The sequence below is a fragment of the Cellulosimicrobium cellulans genome (genome assembly GCF_016921195.1).
Classification (GTDB): domain Bacteria; phylum Actinomycetota; class Actinomycetes; order Actinomycetales; family Cellulomonadaceae; genus Cellulosimicrobium; species Cellulosimicrobium cellulans_F.
This window is the reverse complement of the sequence record NZ_JAFGYF010000001.1, coordinates 933,945-949,582: the sequence shown is the minus strand read 5'-3', so window position 1 is coordinate 949,582 and position 15,638 is coordinate 933,945. Positions and strand designations below refer to the sequence as shown.

Annotated in this window: 26 protein-coding genes; 4 read left to right on the top strand and 22 right to left on the bottom strand. The window is 70.7% G+C overall.

Annotation, left to right across the window (positions count from 1 at the left end; all coding sequences use genetic code 11):
• Positions 1 to 82: 82 nt before the first annotated feature.
• From JN535_RS04160 to JN535_RS04075, 18 genes are all read right to left on the bottom strand, one after another.
• Entirely contained in the window at positions 83 to 760 is a 678-nt protein-coding gene (locus JN535_RS04160) for a WDGH domain-containing protein (protein WP_205202492.1), read from the bottom strand.
• The gene (locus JN535_RS04155) at positions 757 to 1,377 is read right to left on the bottom strand and encodes a hypothetical protein (protein ID WP_205202490.1); all 621 of its coding nucleotides are present in this window, start codon (positions 1,375 to 1,377) and stop codon (positions 757 to 759) included. The genes JN535_RS04160 and JN535_RS04155 overlap by 4 nt, the downstream gene beginning before the upstream one ends.
• Positions 1,374 to 2,099 (bottom strand): hypothetical protein, encoded by a 726-nt coding sequence (locus JN535_RS04150; RefSeq protein ID WP_205202488.1) that lies wholly within the window; start codon positions 2,097 to 2,099, stop codon positions 1,374 to 1,376. The genes JN535_RS04155 and JN535_RS04150 overlap by 4 nt, the downstream gene beginning before the upstream one ends.
• A gap of 40 nt (positions 2,100 to 2,139) precedes the next feature.
• On the bottom strand, positions 2,140 to 2,811 hold the full coding sequence (locus JN535_RS04145; protein ID WP_205202487.1) for a hypothetical protein: 672 nt from the start codon (positions 2,809 to 2,811) through the stop codon (positions 2,140 to 2,142).
• On the bottom strand, positions 2,808 to 3,260 hold the full coding sequence (locus JN535_RS04140) for a hypothetical protein (protein ID WP_205202485.1): 453 nt from the start codon (positions 3,258 to 3,260) through the stop codon (positions 2,808 to 2,810). Before JN535_RS04140 ends, JN535_RS04145 begins: the two co-directional genes overlap by 4 nt.
• On the bottom strand, positions 3,257 to 3,682 hold the full coding sequence (locus JN535_RS04135; protein WP_205202483.1) for a hypothetical protein: 426 nt from the start codon (positions 3,680 to 3,682) through the stop codon (positions 3,257 to 3,259). The genes JN535_RS04140 and JN535_RS04135 overlap by 4 nt, the downstream gene beginning before the upstream one ends.
• Positions 3,679 to 3,837, bottom strand: a complete 159-nt coding sequence (locus JN535_RS04130) for a hypothetical protein (RefSeq protein WP_205202481.1) — start codon at positions 3,835 to 3,837, stop codon at positions 3,679 to 3,681. Before JN535_RS04130 ends, JN535_RS04135 begins: the two co-directional genes overlap by 4 nt.
• Complete coding sequence (locus JN535_RS04125) at positions 3,834 to 4,127, bottom strand: hypothetical protein (RefSeq protein WP_205202478.1); 294 nt, start codon at positions 4,125 to 4,127, stop codon at positions 3,834 to 3,836. The genes JN535_RS04130 and JN535_RS04125 overlap by 4 nt, the downstream gene beginning before the upstream one ends.
• Positions 4,124 to 5,137, bottom strand: coding sequence for a DNA-methyltransferase (locus JN535_RS04120; protein WP_205202477.1), 1,014 nt, complete (start codon positions 5,135 to 5,137; stop codon positions 4,124 to 4,126). Before JN535_RS04120 ends, JN535_RS04125 begins: the two co-directional genes overlap by 4 nt.
• Entirely contained in the window at positions 5,134 to 5,304 is a 171-nt protein-coding gene (locus JN535_RS04115; protein WP_205202476.1) for a hypothetical protein, read from the bottom strand. Before JN535_RS04115 ends, JN535_RS04120 begins: the two co-directional genes overlap by 4 nt.
• Complete coding sequence (locus JN535_RS21150) at positions 5,301 to 5,810, bottom strand: WhiB family transcriptional regulator (protein ID WP_205202475.1); 510 nt, start codon at positions 5,808 to 5,810, stop codon at positions 5,301 to 5,303. Before JN535_RS21150 ends, JN535_RS04115 begins: the two co-directional genes overlap by 4 nt.
• The gene (locus JN535_RS04105; RefSeq protein ID WP_205202466.1) at positions 5,807 to 6,274 is read right to left on the bottom strand and encodes a hypothetical protein; all 468 of its coding nucleotides are present in this window, start codon (positions 6,272 to 6,274) and stop codon (positions 5,807 to 5,809) included. The genes JN535_RS21150 and JN535_RS04105 overlap by 4 nt, the downstream gene beginning before the upstream one ends.
• Entirely contained in the window at positions 6,267 to 6,779 is a 513-nt protein-coding gene (locus JN535_RS04100; protein ID WP_205202458.1) for a hypothetical protein, read from the bottom strand. The genes JN535_RS04105 and JN535_RS04100 overlap by 8 nt, the downstream gene beginning before the upstream one ends.
• Positions 6,776 to 7,054: a hypothetical protein gene (locus JN535_RS04095; protein WP_205202456.1), complete on the bottom strand. Its 279-nt coding sequence runs from the start codon at positions 7,052 to 7,054 to the stop codon at positions 6,776 to 6,778. The genes JN535_RS04100 and JN535_RS04095 overlap by 4 nt, the downstream gene beginning before the upstream one ends.
• Positions 7,051 to 7,422 (bottom strand): hypothetical protein, encoded by a 372-nt coding sequence (locus tag JN535_RS04090; protein WP_205202453.1) that lies wholly within the window; start codon positions 7,420 to 7,422, stop codon positions 7,051 to 7,053. The genes JN535_RS04095 and JN535_RS04090 overlap by 4 nt, the downstream gene beginning before the upstream one ends.
• Positions 7,423 to 7,491: 69 nt before the next feature.
• A complete protein-coding gene (locus JN535_RS04085; protein WP_205202451.1) occupies positions 7,492 to 7,764 on the bottom strand; it encodes a helix-turn-helix domain-containing protein in 273 nt (90 codons plus the stop codon).
• Positions 7,761 to 8,642, bottom strand: a complete 882-nt coding sequence (locus JN535_RS04080) for a hypothetical protein (RefSeq protein ID WP_205202443.1) — start codon at positions 8,640 to 8,642, stop codon at positions 7,761 to 7,763. Before JN535_RS04080 ends, JN535_RS04085 begins: the two co-directional genes overlap by 4 nt.
• Positions 8,639 to 8,890, bottom strand: a complete 252-nt coding sequence (locus JN535_RS04075; protein ID WP_205202441.1) for a helix-turn-helix domain-containing protein — start codon at positions 8,888 to 8,890, stop codon at positions 8,639 to 8,641. The genes JN535_RS04080 and JN535_RS04075 overlap by 4 nt, the downstream gene beginning before the upstream one ends.
• A gap of 96 nt (positions 8,891 to 8,986) precedes the next feature.
• Between JN535_RS04075 and JN535_RS04070 the strand changes: the two genes are divergently transcribed.
• Genes JN535_RS04070 through JN535_RS04055 form a run of 4 tightly spaced genes read left to right on the top strand, consistent with a single transcriptional unit; the run spans position 8,987 to position 11,586 of the window.
• Positions 8,987 to 9,358 (top strand): helix-turn-helix domain-containing protein, encoded by a 372-nt coding sequence (locus JN535_RS04070; protein WP_205202439.1) that lies wholly within the window; start codon positions 8,987 to 8,989, stop codon positions 9,356 to 9,358.
• A 12-nt stretch (positions 9,359 to 9,370) separates the two neighbouring features.
• Positions 9,371 to 9,814 carry an ImmA/IrrE family metallo-endopeptidase gene (locus JN535_RS04065; RefSeq protein WP_205202437.1) on the top strand — a complete coding sequence of 148 codons (444 nt, stop codon included), beginning with the start codon at positions 9,371 to 9,373 and terminating at the stop codon, positions 9,812 to 9,814.
• Positions 9,815 to 9,820: 6 nt separating this feature from the next.
• Positions 9,821 to 10,444, top strand: a complete 624-nt coding sequence (locus JN535_RS04060) for a hypothetical protein (protein ID WP_205202430.1) — start codon at positions 9,821 to 9,823, stop codon at positions 10,442 to 10,444.
• On the top strand, positions 10,444 to 11,586 hold the full coding sequence (locus JN535_RS04055; RefSeq protein WP_205202428.1) for a tyrosine-type recombinase/integrase: 1,143 nt from the start codon (positions 10,444 to 10,446) through the stop codon (positions 11,584 to 11,586). The genes JN535_RS04060 and JN535_RS04055 overlap by 1 nt, the downstream gene beginning before the upstream one ends.
• Positions 11,587 to 11,900: 314 nt before the next feature.
• Here the strand turns inward: JN535_RS04055 and JN535_RS04050 are convergent, their stop codons facing one another.
• The 4 genes from JN535_RS04050 to JN535_RS04035 all read right to left on the bottom strand — a co-directional run bounded on the left by JN535_RS04050 (position 11,901) and on the right by JN535_RS04035 (position 15,236).
• Positions 11,901 to 12,440: an HNH endonuclease gene (locus JN535_RS04050; protein ID WP_205202426.1), complete on the bottom strand. Its 540-nt coding sequence runs from the start codon at positions 12,438 to 12,440 to the stop codon at positions 11,901 to 11,903.
• Between the two features lie 65 nt (positions 12,441 to 12,505).
• Positions 12,506 to 13,759, bottom strand: a complete 1,254-nt coding sequence (locus JN535_RS04045) for a tyrosine-type recombinase/integrase (RefSeq protein WP_205202424.1) — start codon at positions 13,757 to 13,759, stop codon at positions 12,506 to 12,508.
• 38 nt (positions 13,760 to 13,797) lie between these two features.
• Positions 13,798 to 14,265, bottom strand: a complete 468-nt coding sequence (locus JN535_RS04040; RefSeq protein ID WP_205202422.1) for a hypothetical protein — start codon at positions 14,263 to 14,265, stop codon at positions 13,798 to 13,800.
• Positions 14,266 to 14,324: 59 nt separating this feature from the next.
• Complete coding sequence (locus JN535_RS04035; protein ID WP_205202421.1) at positions 14,325 to 15,236, bottom strand: hypothetical protein; 912 nt, start codon at positions 15,234 to 15,236, stop codon at positions 14,325 to 14,327.
• Positions 15,237 to 15,638 lie beyond the last annotated feature (402 nt).

Genomic DNA, 15,638 nt, shown 5'->3' with positions numbered 1-15,638 from the left:
GAACGTTGCGCGGTACTCGACGAACGCCTTGCAGTCGGCGCACCACAGGTTCACGCGGTCCGACGGCGGCGCTTCCTTCGTGTCAGCCACGGCGGTACATCCCGCCGCGGGCGTAGACGTCGGGGCCGATGAACTCCTGCAGGCGTTCGAGCGCCTCGGCCGGGGTGTGGCCGTCGTAGTCGGGCGCGAGGTCGCACTCGGGGATCTGGAAGAGGTTCCAGTGCTCGGACTGATAGTGGTTTGAGATCTGGCCCGTGGGGAGGGTCGCGACGACGATGAACCAGCCGCCGCCGAACGCGAGCTCCCCGTCGGAGTGGCGCCACGACTTGACGACGTCCCACTCACCGAGGCGGTGCCACTCGTTGAAGAGCGCGGCGTTGTAGACGCGCCGGTAGGCGTACAGCTCGGCGTGCGTGTGGAAGCCGTCCGACGCCTCGCCGTCCGCGAGCGCCTGGCGGAGCTCGGCGAGCTCGGCGGGGGCGGTCTGCTCGGGCGTGGGAGGGGCGGCGTAGTCGGTGCCGCAGGTCTGGCAGACCATGTTCACGGTCTCGCGTCGAGGCCCGGAGCACGTGGGGCACTCCTTCGGCCACAGGACGGTGAGCGGGAGTTCGAGGCGCTGCCACGGGAACGCGCGGTCATCGCCGAGGACGACAGCGTGCTCTGCGTCGTAGCGGCCAGCGATCGAGCCTCCGGCCGAGCGGACGACGGTGCCGGGCGGGAGCGCGGCCTTCCCCTCGGCGGAGCGGACGGTGAACGTCATGCCGCGACCCCCGTCCAGACGAGGCGGGTCGCGCCGGCGTGACCGTGGAGCGCCTCGACGGCCTCCACGGTCGGGAACACGACCGTCGTCGGGCGGACGCCGCGCTCGGCTGCCGGTCCGTCGACGTCGCGCCACCGCACGACGGTCGTCCCGTCGGGGAACACCGCGCCGTCGGCGACGACGCCCGTGCCCGAGATCCCGGAGACGTCGACGTCGCGGTGCAGCTCGAACGTGCGCACGTCGCCGGGCTCTTCGCGCCACGTCCCGAGCGTCCCGGTACGAACGGTGCCAGCGAGGTACTCGGCGGGTGCCTCCTCGACGAGCGTGTACGTGGCGCCGAAGATGTCGGGCTTGCACGGGTAGAACTCGCCCTGCACGCCGCGGATCACGAAGTCGCAGACGCGCGCGAACATCGTCCCCTCGAGCGTGGGGATCTTCACGACCTGGGAGACGTCGGTCGGGTCGCTCGCCTTCGACTCGGCGTAGAACTGACCGCCGCACCAGCGCGCGACCTCCGCGCCGTTCGTCCCGTCGAAGAGCAGTGCGTCGACCTCGACGGGCTTCTTGCGGTACCGCGCCGGCGTCGGGGTCGTGGACGGGCTGGTCGGGGTGATCATCGGGTCTCCTCGGGTCGGGCGAGCGGGGTCAAGGTGGTTATCCAGTCGTCGCGGTACCTCGCGACGAACTCGTTGCGCTCCTCGTCGCGGTGGATCGGGAGCAAGACGCCGGCGAAGTCGTCACCGACCTGGACGGTGAAGCCGGACGGGCCGGAGCGGTACGCGAGGTCGAGCTGCAGGTCGTCGCCCCACGCCTTCGCGGACGTGACGAACCGGGCGAGCAGCTTCGGGGCAGCGGTCGCGTCAGGCCGGGCCGAGAGCGGTGCTTGCAGGAATCGCGTGAGGTGGTGCGGGACGTCCGGGTACGACCGGTCATCCCCGAGGTCGGGCAGACGAGGGACGGTCAGCGAGCGCCCGTCGAGGATCTCCGAACGCTCGACCCAGGACACCTCGTCCTCGGTCACCGTCAGGCCGAACGACTCCTCGTTCCACATCGCACGGTCGTCCTTGCCCGACGGCGGCGTGAACACCGCGAGCACCTCACGGACCGAGCGCGGCTCGACGTCGACGACGGCGAGCTCGGGCAACGCGACGACGCCCGTCACGTGCGCCCGGGCGACCGCGAGCGTGCTGCCGTCCGTCGCCGAGACCAGCAGGCGCGTCCCCGACTCGAACGTGAACCGGACCCGCGACGTCGTCTCCGTGCCGCCCACGTGAGGCAACACCGCGGCCAGCGCGCACCGCACCGACGCCCGGCCGACGAGGACCTCGAGTGCCGTCACGACGAGGTCCCGAGCATCGCGGCCCGCACGGCCCGGGCGCTCACTGGTCGCTCCCGCAGTACGGGCACCGCGGGTCGTTCCCGACGCCGCACCACGCGCACCGATCGGCCTCCTCGACGTCGTGGCCCTGCCCGAGCAGGTGGTCGGCCATCGCGTTGACCATGAACAGCCACCAGTCGCCGGGCTCGGGCCCGCGGCCGACGTTGGCCTCGTGCTCGCGCGCCTGGTAGTCGTCGTCAGCCGTGCGGAGCGCCGCTCGGATCGCCACTCGGTCGTGCAGGGCGGCGGACACGGTGGAGCACGCGACGGCGCGCAGCGCGTCCTGCCCGATGTCGTCTCCGAGTCCGGTAGCAGCGTCCAGCGCCTCGGTGGCGCGGGCCGGGGCGGATAACGTCGCAGGTCCGGTCGCGAATGACGGGATATCCCGCGGAGCGGCGCGTCGGGAATGCCCGACAACCTGACAATGTCGTGAATGAACGACGTCCGAGACTTGATCCATGCCGGTCAAGGCGGCCGCCTGGACGGGTGCGGGCTCGAGCGGCGAGACGACCGGGAGGCCGACGTCGCCGACGCCGGTCTCGTGCCACGCGACGTGTCCGACGTAGCTGTAGGTGATCCGCAAGCACGCCTGGCAGTGCACGATCCCCTTGCCGACGGTACGGAAGCGGAAGCCGCGGTACTCGATGAACCGCGAGTCTCGGATGGTGCTCACCGGGCGCCCCCGGCCGCGAGCGCCTGGCGGTGGGCCCAGCCGCGGAGTGCGGCGAGGGCGAGGTCGAGCGCCTCGTCGGGGCGTGCGATGCCACCCGGGCGCCCGAGGTGCAGGGCGCGGGCGGCGATCGCGACGACGTCGTCCTCGGTGAGCTCGTACTCGAGCGCGGTGGTCAGGTAGAGGCTGGTCTCGATCGACGCGAGGAACTCCTCGACGCGGGCGGCCGCGCGGATCTCGTCGAAGTCGTCACGCATGCCGGCGACGTCGTCGCGGATCGCGTCGAGTTCAGCGCCGATCAGGACGTGCCCGAGGACGACGTCGAGGTCGGCGAGCGTGGGCGCAAGGGGCTCCATGGGCCACGACGGGAGCCACGAGGCCGGGGTGCGCCCGCACTTGCGCGGGAGCACGATGTCGGGCCGCGTGGTCGGGGCGGGCAGGGTGGTCGTCATGCTGGGTTCTCCTCGGGGTAGGGCGTGCCGAGCCCGTCGCCGCCGGGGAGCGGGACGAGGACGAGGCGCAGGCGGAGCGGTCCGTTCGGGTAGGTGCGCTTGAGCCAGGGGCCCTCGACGCGGCCGTCGTGGTCGCCGTCGAGCACGCCGGCGTCGTCGAGGCCGTCGATCAGGGCCTTGATGGTCGGGTAGAGGTTCGGGGTGTCTCGGCGGTGGTCGGTCGGGAACCGCCACTCGGCCCAGACCCGCACGGGGCTCGTGAACGGGTGCGGGAAGCGGCGGTCACGGCCGAGGCCGGCCCCGAGCTCGCGCCAGGGCGTCACGAGGCGGCCGAGGTTGCGGGTGTGGCCGCGCAGGTCGTTGACGTTGAGGGGCTTGCCCGGGAAGCGGGTACCGGGGATCTCGAGGACGATGACCGTCACGCCGCCACCGCCTCAGGCTCGGCGTGGCAGCCGCACGTGCACGCGACGAGCTCGTCCGCGACGAAGTCCCACGCGGTGCCGGCGCACGCGCGGTGCTTGCCCTGGGCGCAGTCCGGCGAGTACGGCATCGGCTGCAGCAGGTCGTCGGCGGTCACGCGGCCTCACCCCACATGCGCTCGAGGTACTGCCGCTCGAAGTCCGCGAACGTCATGCGGCCGTGCTCGCGCCACCAGGCGAGGAGCTCCTCGGACGCCCACTTCTCGGCGTGGTCGCGACGTCCCTTGAACAGCGCGAACTTGTCGATACCGGCCGCGAGCGCCTCGCGGTTGAGCAGGACGGTGTTGCACGCCTCGACGGCGGCCGCGTACTGCTGCTCGCGGTAGAGCTCGTACTCGGCGCGGACCCGCTTCCACTGCTCGACCGCGGCGTCGAAGATCGCGCTCACGCGGTCACCTCCCAGGCGAGGCCAGGCTGCGCGAGGCGCGTCTCGATCGAGAGCCGCAGGTAGTCCTCGTTCAGGTCGATCCCGACGTACCGGCGCCCGTGCCGGGTCGCGGCGAGGCCGGTCGTGCCGGACCCGGAGAACGGGTCGAGCACGGTCCCCCCAGGGCGGGACCCGGCGAGAAGACACCGCTCGGCAAGCGCGAGCGGCATCGCGGCGAAATGCGCGCCGGGGAACGGCTGCGTCGGGATCACCCAGACGTCGCCAGGGTTGCGCCCGCCGGGGTGGTTCATCTGGTCGAGGCGTAGCGTCTGGGCGTTGCCGTCGGCGTAGGGCTTGCCCTCGCGGTGCGCGCGGCCGGGGTCGGCGCGGTGCGGCGCGGCGCGGCGGACCGAGACGTCGGCGTGCGGCTCGCGCACGGCGTCGAGGTCGAAGGCGTAGCGCGGGCTCTTCGTCAGGAGGAACACGTGCTCGTGCCGGTTCGCGAGCCGGTCGGTGACGGACTCGGGCATCGCGTTCGGCTTCGCCCAGATGATGTCGTTGCGCAGCGTCCAGCCGTCGTCCTGCAGGCCGAACGCGACGCGCCACGGGATGCCGAAGAGGTTCTTCTCCCCGATGCCGGCGCGCTGTCCGCGGTGCCGCTCACCGGTCTTGCGCAGCGCGGCGGCCTGCGCCTTCTGGACGGTGCCCGGGTTCGTGAGCCGGGACTTGTCCCACCCGGCGTCGGACCCGCGTGCCTTCGCGGCGTAGGAGTCGCCGAGGTTGAGCCAGACCGTGCCGTCGTCGGCGAGCACGCGCCGCACCTCGCGGAACACCTCGACGAGCGCGGCGACGTACTCGGCCGGGGACTCCTCGAGCCCGAGCTGCCCGTCGACGCCGTAGTCCCGCAGCCCGAAGTAGGGCGGGCTGGTGACGACGCAGTCGACCGAGCCGGGCTCGAGCTTCGCGAGCACAGCCGCGGCGTCTCCGTGCCAGAGCGTGACCTGCTCGTCGGCGTGGAACAGCGCGGTCACGCGGCACCGCCCTCGTGAGTCGCACGGTGCTTCGCGAGGACCGCGGGCGTCACGTGCAGCACGCGAGCGGAGCCCTTCCGCGCGTCGACGTAGTCCGCGTGGTGCTCGACGAGCCGCTTGCAGACGTGGCACCACAGGGCGACCGCGGTGCCCTGCTCGGCGCTCACGAGGCGACCTTCACGGCGGCGTCCGTGCGCGCGTCGATGCCCAGACGCGCCATGAGGCGGCACACCCGCGACGGGTACCAGCCGAGGTGATCGGCGATCTCACGTTGGGACCGGCCCTCGCCGTGCAGACGGCGGATCGTCTCGACGTCGGCCTGGGTGACCTCGCGCGCGGGCCTGCCGCCCGCCGCCTTCCCCTGCCTCGGCGAGCGGCGAGCACGCAGCAGTGCGGCGCGCTCCTCCTCCCCCGTGCCACCCCACACGCCGAACCGCTCGCGGCGGTCGAGCGCCGACGCGAGGCAGACCTCGCGGACGTCGCACCCGGCGCACACCTGCTTTGCTCCGGCCTCACGGTCGCGGCGAGCCCTGCCCGTCTCCCCCTCAGGGTGGAAGAACAGCTCGGGGTCCTCGTCCAGACAGGCCGCGCGGTTCGCCCACGCCTGCGGGTCGTACTTGCCACGCCCCGCGGCGGGGCGGTTGGTGCGCCCAACGCCGGCGTCGCTCCTCATGCGGCCCTCCGGAGCTTCGCGGCGAGGTAGTCGGCCTCGAGCTCGGCGCGGCGCGCGTCGACGTACTTGTCCGCGGCCTGCACGACGGCGACCGGGAGCCGGTCGGGCCACGTGATCGGCCCGCGGTGACCGTGCGAGATCGCGTCGAGCGCGGGGTCGGCGGCCGCGTGCTCGAACGGCGAGCCGTGCCAGGCGACGGGCACCGAGGTGCCACACGCGCACCGCCAGGTCCAGCCCTCCCCCGACTCGGTCATGACGACCTCGACGGCGCACACGGGCACCTCGGCGCCGCGGTGGCGCGCCCGGTGCAGGCGCGCCTCGTGCTCATCGAGCCAGGACTTGGCAGTTGGCCCGCACACCCACGGGCAGTGCTCGCAGCGCGCGAACCACAGGCCCCGGCGGTCGTTGGGGTCGAGCGGCTCCACGACGACCCGCGGACGGCCGATCCTCACGAGCTCAGCCACGGCGCACCTCCTCGGCGGGCAGGGCGCGCACGGCGTCCTCGAGCGCGGTGAGCGCCTCGACGGCGCCGACCCGGCCGTACCGGTCGGTCCAACGCGCGGACGCGACGACCACGGCGAGAGGCTCGACGACGGTCGCGAGGGCGCGTTCGAGGCGCTTGCGGCGCTCCGTCGAGCCGGGCGTGCCGCGGCCGGCGTCGACGACGGCCCGCGCGGCGTCGACGACGTCGGCGAGCGCGATGTCCTGGACGGTCGGCAGGTTGACGCACTCCCGCGCGTCCGCGAGCTCGGCCGTCAGCACCTCGACGCGGTCCTGCGTCACCGCGTAGAGCTCGGCGTAGCGGTCGGCGTCCTGGCGCGCCTCGGCGAGAAGCGCCTGCAGCGTCCCGACGGCGGCATCGTGCTCGGCCCGCACCCGCTGGGCGGCTCCGGGCGGGAGCAGTTCGTCGAGCCCGGCGAGCGGCTTCGTCGCCGTTGTCGCCGTCGTGGTCTGTGTCGTCTCGCTCATCGCGAGGTCCTCTCTGCGTAGGGCTGGTGGGTGATCGCGGGGACAGGGGCCGGGTAGCAGTGCCCACACGTGCGCTTGGGGTGGCGGACGCCGTGCTCGTCGGGGCCGTGAACGCCGGCGTGGTGGTCGCCGTGGCACCCCCCACACGTGCCGGCCGACGTGAGGCGGAGGTCGTGCGTCTCGCACCGCCCGCGCGGGACGTCGACGAGCACGCCCGTCGCCCGCATCCGGGCGAGGTTGTCCTTGTGCTCGTCGATCCCGCGGGCGCGCGTCACGTCCGCTCCTCGTGCGTCGCGTCGGCGACGGCCATGAGCCCGGCACGGTCCCTCTCGAACCGGAGCACGGTGCCCGACGGCGTGGGGCACGCACGGGCCGCGAGCGCCGGGCCGGTGGGCAGGGGCGGCAGCGCGGTCAGCCGCTGCGGGGCGGAACGCGGGAGTGCGAGCTCACGCACGACAGCACGCTCCTCGCGCTCGATCGCGCGCCGGACCCACGCCCGACGCGAGCGCACACGCTGCGCGTGGTAGGTCTCGACGACCACGCCGGCGGCGATTCCGGCGCCGTAGGCGACGAGGGTGATGACGGCACCGGCGACGATCGCCGCGGCGAAGATCCACAGGAGCCACAGGAACTCGGTCTGCACGGTCTCGGTCCTTCCCGGGGGTGCACGAAGCCACGCGGCCGAAGCGCCGCGCGGGTGAAGCAAGTGGGGTCAGGCGCCGCGGCGCCGGAACGGGACGACGGTCGACGTCGCGGCGGCGCGCTGGTGCTCGCACTCCTCGCCGGCGAGCCACGCCGCGAGACACGGCACCTCGACCGTCCAGCGGCCGCGCTTGACGCGCTGCGAGCCGTGGAGCTCGCCCGAGCGGCACGCGTCGCGGATCGTCTCGGGGTGCACGCGAGCGTCGGCCGCGGCCTCCTCGACCGTGAGGCGGACGGGACGCTTCGGCAGGTCTGCTGCCGGCGTCAGCGCGCGGGCGGTCACTGGTCAGCTCCCGGCGTGTCGGCCTCGTCCGGCGTTTCACCGAGGGGGCGCACCTGCTCCCCTACGCTGGGGCCGCTCGACGACGCGGTAGCAGCCGCGTCGTCACCGTCGCCAGGGGTCGCGGTAGCAGCCGCACCCTGGCTCAGCGAAGGGGAAGATCCTTGAGCCTGTTCCGCTCCGACCCGGCCGTCACCGAAGCCCTGCGACGTGCTGGCGCTCAGCTCACGCTCGCCAACAAGGCCGCCCACGGGGACCCGACAACGATGATCCGCATCAGTGAGGTCGAGGACGTCGACACCCACCTCGCCCTTCGTCGCCTCACCGTGCAGAACGCTCACCTGTACAACGCGGTCTCCGCGCTGCTCGAAGTGATCGAGCGCCGCGAGAAGGCCTGACACCGTCCGCGGCAGCCGCGTCCACCGGTACCCGACCGCCGCGTAGAGGGCGAGCAGTCGCGGGTCGTCGTCGCCGTGCAGCTCGTAGAAGTCGGCCCGCCAAGCGTGCGGGTGCGCCGGGGCGGGCTCGATGATCGTCGAGCCGGCCCCGGCGTCACGCCAGATCGCGTGCCGCTTACGAGCAACGCCGCACGGCCCGCACGACTCGGAGGACCCGAAGGGGTGGTGCTGCGCACAATACGGAGAGGGCTCTCGCTCGTCCGCGTGCGCCGACGCATCGAGCCGCTCCAACCGGGCCTCCACGAGCCAGAGCGCCCGCACCCACCGGTGCACGTCGTCGTCGTGCTCGCGGAGCAAGATGCGCACCACGTTCCGCATGACCTCGACCGCGTCCGCGAGCGCCGCACGACCGTGCAGACCCTCGCTGCGACGGCGAGCGATCGCGCGGGCCGCGGTGTCGCGGGCCTCGGTCGCGGCGCTCACGCCGACACCGCCAGGGGCGCCTGCTCGGGTGCCGGAACGTTGGTGAAGCGCGCGACGGGGACCTTGAGCGCGGCAGCCAGGTTGAAGGCCTCGCGCATCGTGAAGTCGCCGTGGCCCTTGAGCTTTCGGTCGAGCGTGCTGTAGGGGATGCCGGACTCTCGGGAGAGTGCGAGCACCGACATCCCTGCCTCGTCGCGGGCCTGGCCGATCGCCTCGGTCACCGCCTCGGTGTACTCCGTGCTGTCCATATGGGGAACGCTAGTGCCCAGATGGGGAACGTGCAAGGGGTGAAAGTTCTCAGTACCGGGTTACCTGTACCCGCTTCTGGCGTATACGCTTCCCGAATGGACATCAACGAGGCCACCGCGCAGGCGATCCAAGCCGAGCGCGCGATCGCTGGCCTGACCGTCCGAGCACTCTCGGAGCGGTCGGGCATCCCGATGAGCTCGCTCATGCGCGTCCTGCAGGCTGAGCGCGACATCAAGGTCAAGCAGGTGGCGGAACTCGCGGCCGCGTTCGACATCCACCCGCACGAAATCGTCGAGCGAGCCGAGCAGATCCTCGCCCGCCAGGAGCGCAGGGAGGCGGCAGAGCACAGCGGTCGCGTCGTTGAGTTCCCCAGCAGCGAGTCGCGCCCGTCCGGCGTCCCGCTCGGCGCGGCCGCGCACCGCACGAAGCGATCGATCTTCGAGGAGCAGGAGCAGCGGGGGGAGTAGATGCGTGTGCTGATGAGGATCGCCCACGAGCGCGGACTGCACGTCGAGTTCAGCCGCGAGCTGGACGAGTGGACCGGCGGGTACTACGACCACAGCGTCCGCACGATCGTCCTCAACGCATGGCTCGACGACGTCCAGCGGCCATACACCCTCGCGCACGAGCTCGGGCACGCATGGCACGAGCACACCTACGACGGCGACGACCCGCACGGAGACCCCGAGCAGGAACGCCTCGCCGACGAGCACGCCGCAAGCCTCCTCATCGACCCCGAGCAGTACGCCCGCGCCGAGAAGCTGCGCGGGCCACACCCCGGCGCCCTCGCCGAAGAGCTCGGTGTCCACCAGGACGTCGTGACCACCTTTCAGCACGTCCTCCGACGCATCCCGCCAGTCGCCTACGCGACCCCGTGGGGCCGCGCACCGTGGCTGCGGGCCCGAGACCGAGAGACCGCGTGAGCACCGATGGAGAATGACCAGCTGTTCGTCGAAGCCCTTGAGGATCTCCGGCACCGGAGCAGCCTGAGCGCAACCGAGTACGACCAGGTGCGAGCCGCTGGACTGATGAGGATGCTCGTCCTCGACAAGGTCGGGACGCGCCACGCTCAGAGCCTCGGCATAAATCCCGTCGCTAGCTGGCTTCGCATGTCCGTTCTCCACACGGTGGGCGAAACACGTCTGGAAGTCGCGTCGCCATACGTCGACCCGGTCCTATCGTTGGAACTCGGCCTCGACAAACTGCTCGACATGAAGCCCGAAATCCTGCACTCAGGCTCGATCGAGAGGTTCCTCGGCGTGCCCGTACTGCGCGAAGCTTCACCGGGTAAACGCCAGACGTCGTTCCAGCACCTGATCCGGCACTACGCGAACCACGAGGGCGGCGTGCACCACGGCCGCCCTCCCAAGCCGAGCTTGCTCACAGAGGTCCGGGGCGAACTGGACGAGGAACTCAGGCTGCTGCTCATCATCGCGGGACGGATCGTGTACCGAGCCCTTGAGCCCGCATTGATCAAGACCCGGTTCTCCGACCTGATCATCAAGCCGCGGTTTGAGGCCACCGTCGACGCCGTAGTGCCGGGGGACGCCTGATGGCCTGGACAGAGCGCACCTCGAGCGGGCGATACCTCGCGCGCTACCGCGACGCCGACGGGAAGAAGCGCACCGCGGACGGCTCGCCCTTCGTGCACAAGAAGGCAGCCGAGCGCGCCGGCGAGGCCGCCGAGGCTGCGTCACGCGCGCTCGGGTGGCGATCGCCGGACGCCGCGGCGCGCACGTGGGGCGACTGGTGCGCCGAGTGGTGGCCGACACGCGACGTGGAACCCTCCACGCTCGCGACCGACCAGGGCCGCCGCGACCTGCACCTCACGCCCCGATGGGGCAAGACTCCGCTGATCGACATCACGCGGCACGACGTCAAGGCGTGGGCGACCGACCTGCGCGTGGCGGGCCTCGCGCCGACGACGGTCCAGCGGATCGTGCACCTGCTCTCCGCGTCCCTGCGCGCCGCCGTCGACGCCGAGATCCTCACCGCGAACCCCGCCGCGCAGCTGCGCCTGTCCGCCGGCAAGACCAGCACCGAGCGGTACCTCACGCGCGACGAGGTCGACGCGATCCGCGCCGAGCTGCCTGACGCCGAGCGCGCCGTCGTCGACCTCCTCGTCGGCACCGGCATGCGATGGGGCGAGGCAACTGGCCTGCACCACCGGCGCGTCGACCTCGAGCGCCGCGTGATCGAGGTCGCCGACGTCTGGGACAACCGCGGCGGCGTCATGAAGCCGTACCCCAAGGGCAAGCGCCGCCGGTTCGTCCCGATCCCCTCGTGGGTCGAGATCCCCCAGCCGTCCGCCGGCACGTGCGGGTACGACCACGCGACCGGCACCTGCACGAGCGGGCTCGTCCTGACGACGGGCGACGGCCACCGGTTCGAGCAGTCGAACTTCCGGAAGGTCTGGGTCGGCGCCCTTGCCGACGCCGGCGTCGAGCACGCGCGCGTGCACGACCTGCGGCACACCTACGCGTCCTGGCTCATCCAGGGGGGCGTCTCGCTCGCCGAGGTCGGCAAGCTGCTCGGGCACGTCTCGCCGCTCACGACGCAGCGGTACGCACACCTGGCCGACGAGCCGTCGGACGCCGTGCTCGCCGCGCTCGGAGACGGCCCGCCGCGAGCGCCGCGGCCCGACGGCGGGCGCCCCGTTGACGCGCGCCGAGCGCACCTCCGGGTCGTCCGATGACGCGCCGCGCTGCTGGGCAGATGCTGGGCAGAACGACCGTGTACGCTGCTGGACGCGGCTGCACCACGAACGGCGAGAGGAGGCCCGAAATGCGCCCTGACCTGCACGAACGGCCCGCCGGGCGTGATGCCGCTGGACCGGCCTGCACGCGCTGGACCGCACTTTTAATCCGTAGGTTGTGGGTTCGAACCCCACGGGGCCCACCAGGAACGCTGAAATACCAACGATATTGCCGACCAACCTGGGAACTCCGGCCGCCTCATCCCCCGCAAACCCCCCGCTTACCTGCCCGCTGGCAGCCGAGTCCGGGGCAGCTACTGAACCTTCGTCGCGCCTCGGAGCCTCGTCACGAAAGCCTCACCCTCGGGCGTCAGCAGCCAACGGCTGGGCCCCATGTACCCGGCGGGCCCAGGGCCATCGCCGGCCTCAGTCTGGAACATGACGGCCCCTTCCGCGGGGCCTTCCTCCACCAGAAGGCCGTCGATCACCAGATAGTCGAGCAGCACTGCGTGGCTCCTGTCGATCACGACCTCGCGAAGATCGACATCGTTCACGAACTTCTCGATGACTCGGCGTTCCAGGTCGCCGTACCGGCTGTTGAGCAGGCTCAGGTTCGCCTTGTATGCCTTCATCGCCTTGCGATCGATGTCCTTGTCATTGGCACGCCGGTGGCAGACCGCGCACAGCAGGATGAGGTTGTCGAACTCGTGCTCCTTCACCCTTGCCCACGGGGTGATGTGATGGACTTCGAGCCCAGAGGTCCCGCGGCAGGTCGGGATCGCGCACCGATGCCCTGCCTCTACGTAGACGCGTCTGCGTAGAGGGCGCGGGATGTCTCGGGAAACCTTCGGCATGGTCGTGAGATTACCCGGCCGTTCACGTGCGAGGCGCGGCCCGCGGCCCGCCCCGCTTCACACAACTAGAGGACGTCGGCAGCCCTTGTCGTCGCGGGGCGGCGGTCCATGTACACGTCCGTCGTGATCGACGGGGACGCATGCCCGAGCTGGCCCGCAATCTCCCGCGCGGTCAGGCCGCGCTGGTCCATGAACGTGGCGGCGGTGCGGCGGAACGTGTGCGACGTGGCCCACTCGAACCCGGCCCGGTCCAGCATGCGACGAATCGTTTTCGTCGTGTTCGACGGGTCGCGGAGCTTCCCGCCCGGGGACGGGAACACCACGTCATCCGGCCCGGTGTGCTTCATCGTGTCGCGACGGACGCGCAACCGGTCCGCCAACCACTCAGGCAACTGCACCACGCGGCGACTGGAGTCGGAAACGTGCCGCTTCGTCTTCGTGCCCTCCTGAATGGAGACGCCCTCCCCCGGGACGCGCACAAGGGTGGCGTCGATGCGCGCTGTGGCCCGCCCAGTGTCGAGAGAGACCCGCGACCACCTGAGAGCGCATGCCTCGCCCAGGCGCGCACCCGTGCCCGCTAGGAACGCCATCAGGTCGCCCAAGTCGTGCGACAGCGCGTGCTCGTCGGTGTCCATGAACGTCAGAACCGCGGCACGTTCCTCCACCGTGAAGGCGCGCGTGGTGTCGCGGGCGGCGCCCTTCTTCTTCGGGGCGCCCTTGCGCTTGATGCGGTCGACCTCACGAACGGGGTTGGCGGGGATGGCACCGTTGCGGACCGCAAGACCGAGGATGCCGGACAGGACCGTGCGGGCGGTCTTGGCGACCGCCGGCCCGCCCTCCTTGTTGATGTCTTGGAGCGCCCGGTTGATGGCCGCTACGTTCAGTTCGCGCACGGTCCAGCCGGCGAGCGGACCCCGCGACTTCGGGTCGGTGGGGCTGCCCGTGATGTACCGGTGCAGGATCGAGGAGTAGACGGCCTTCGTGTTAGGCGAGCGTGACTCGTCGCCCTGAAGTTCCTCCTCCCACGCTGCCGCCAGGTCCGAGAACGTCGTAGCCGGGGTGATGGTGCCCTTCGTGACCGGGGTGACGCGCTCGCGTAGGGCCTCTTCGAGCAGGCGCCGGGCTTCAACCTTCGTCCCTCCGTAGCGCTCAACGTCGCGGACGATGCCGTCCATGTCGCGCACCTTCGCGCGAGCACGCCAACGATCCGCCTTCCGCGTCCCCGCCGGGGCGGCGCGGTACTTGCCGTCGTCGGCCAGGAGTTGGGGGGTGGTGGCGACGTTGCCCCACTCCCCGAGCTTCATCCGCGGTCGTGCCATGAAGCAAGTCTAGGCTTATCAAGGGGATGAGTAAACGTCTATCGTCTCCGAGCGGGCCGGGGAGGAAGTTTGACTGCCATCGGCTCAGGAAGCTCATCGGCCGCCCGCTCAAGGAAGAGTGTGATTCGTAGCCAGTAGATCGAGCGGACGAAGCGCACGGCCACCAGGACGAGGGAGTAGACCGCGATGAGCATCGCCGCCTGCCTCCAGCGAGTGTCGACCAGGATCGCGAGAAGCGGCAGTGTTGCTGCGACGAGAGTCGAGACGAGGATGGAAGTCCAGTTGCGCCGCAACACCTCTCCGTAGTGCCGACGAACCGCCCTCATGTGCTCACCCGTGGACTGATACGTCATCGTGCAGACGAAGGTTGCGGCTGCAACCGCCAGTGCAGCGAGGGTGGAGATGCCGACATAGAAGGCGACTCGTACGTCTGGGATTTCGGGCGTCATGTCGGACAACACGCCGGCGTACGCCGCAGTGGCCGCTATCGGGATGACCTGGTCCATGAGCGGGTGCGCCGCAAGCAGGTCAGCGGCTCGAAGTCGCCATGCTCGCGACACGTGGATCACCCCTCAAGAAGTTGCTTGACCGTATCCTCCATCGAGCCACTGACGTCCTTGAGGTTTTCGATCAGCGCCGAGAATCTCAGGCTCTCACGAGCGGCGGCGTCGACATCGAACGTCGCCACGAGTCGGTGCGCGACGAGGTCGAGGACCTCCTCGACGCCGTCGCCGAGTACCGCCCGGGCCTTAGTCCTGCTGTCCGGGTCGTGGGCGACACGAGGAAGGTCCGCCACCACGACGTCACGGAAGCGCTGCTTGGCTGACCGGTTTCGGGCATGAGGCGCTAGGCGAACTGAGACGTCGACGATGACGTCGCCTCCGATGCGCTGTGCGATCTCGTCGACGAACTTCGCGACGCCATCGCTGTCTTCGGGCTTGAAGAGGTCGCGGGTGGTTCTGATTCTCGATTCGAACGCAACCACCCCCTCTGACTCGTCACGGAGGCGGGCAATCTTGTTAGTGTCCATGACAGGCCTTGCCACCCAGTGGACCCCGGGGTCCTGGGGCAAGTGCCGCCGGAGGAAGTCGATGATGACCTTCGGCGGCTTGGGAGACCTGTTGTCCCCAGTCACGACGGCGACAACGTTGCCAATAGGAAGGAACGCCAGCGCAGTCGAGTTGGCGAATCTACCGGAGTCAGTAGCCTCCAAGTCGTCCATGACATCGGTGATCGCCTCATCGCCAATACGGGACATGAAGGCCGGGTTCAGGACCTCGTGTACGCCAAGAACCGGCAGTGCGCCCGGGTCGAGATGTGGGTCGTAGATCGTCTCCTCGTGCGTGCGCTCACGCATGGGGAGTTCCGCAACGAGGGCAAGCGCCTCTCCCCAGTCGATGACAGGAGTCCGCGAAATCGCCTTGGCACTGAGGTAGACCTGGTAGAAGGCAACGACCTTCTCCTTGAGCTTCGACACCGAACCCCCAACTGCCTAGTGGCGACATCACGAGTCACCAGACGCTGCCTGAAAGGGTAGCGGGGAGCGCGCGGCCCTTCGCCACACGCGTCACGACTTCACCCCTTCGCCGGCCGGTGATTCTCGATCGCGACCGATCAGGCAGGCCCAGGCACTTGTGCCAGCAGAGAGCTGCGGCCTCGGCACGCGCGGCATCTACGGCGGCCGTCCGACGGGTAGACGATCGTGTTCTCTTCCGTGTACTCGTGTCCGTGCGGACAGTGCGTCTTAGCGCGTTGGTGGTCAGCACCGTCGCGCTTCTCAGTCGATCCGTGTCGGTCCCAGCGGTTGTAGTGCATCCGACAGAGTCCTCGGCCGACCGCAGCCCGGGTGCACTCCTCGACGGTGCACACGGCGGGGCGT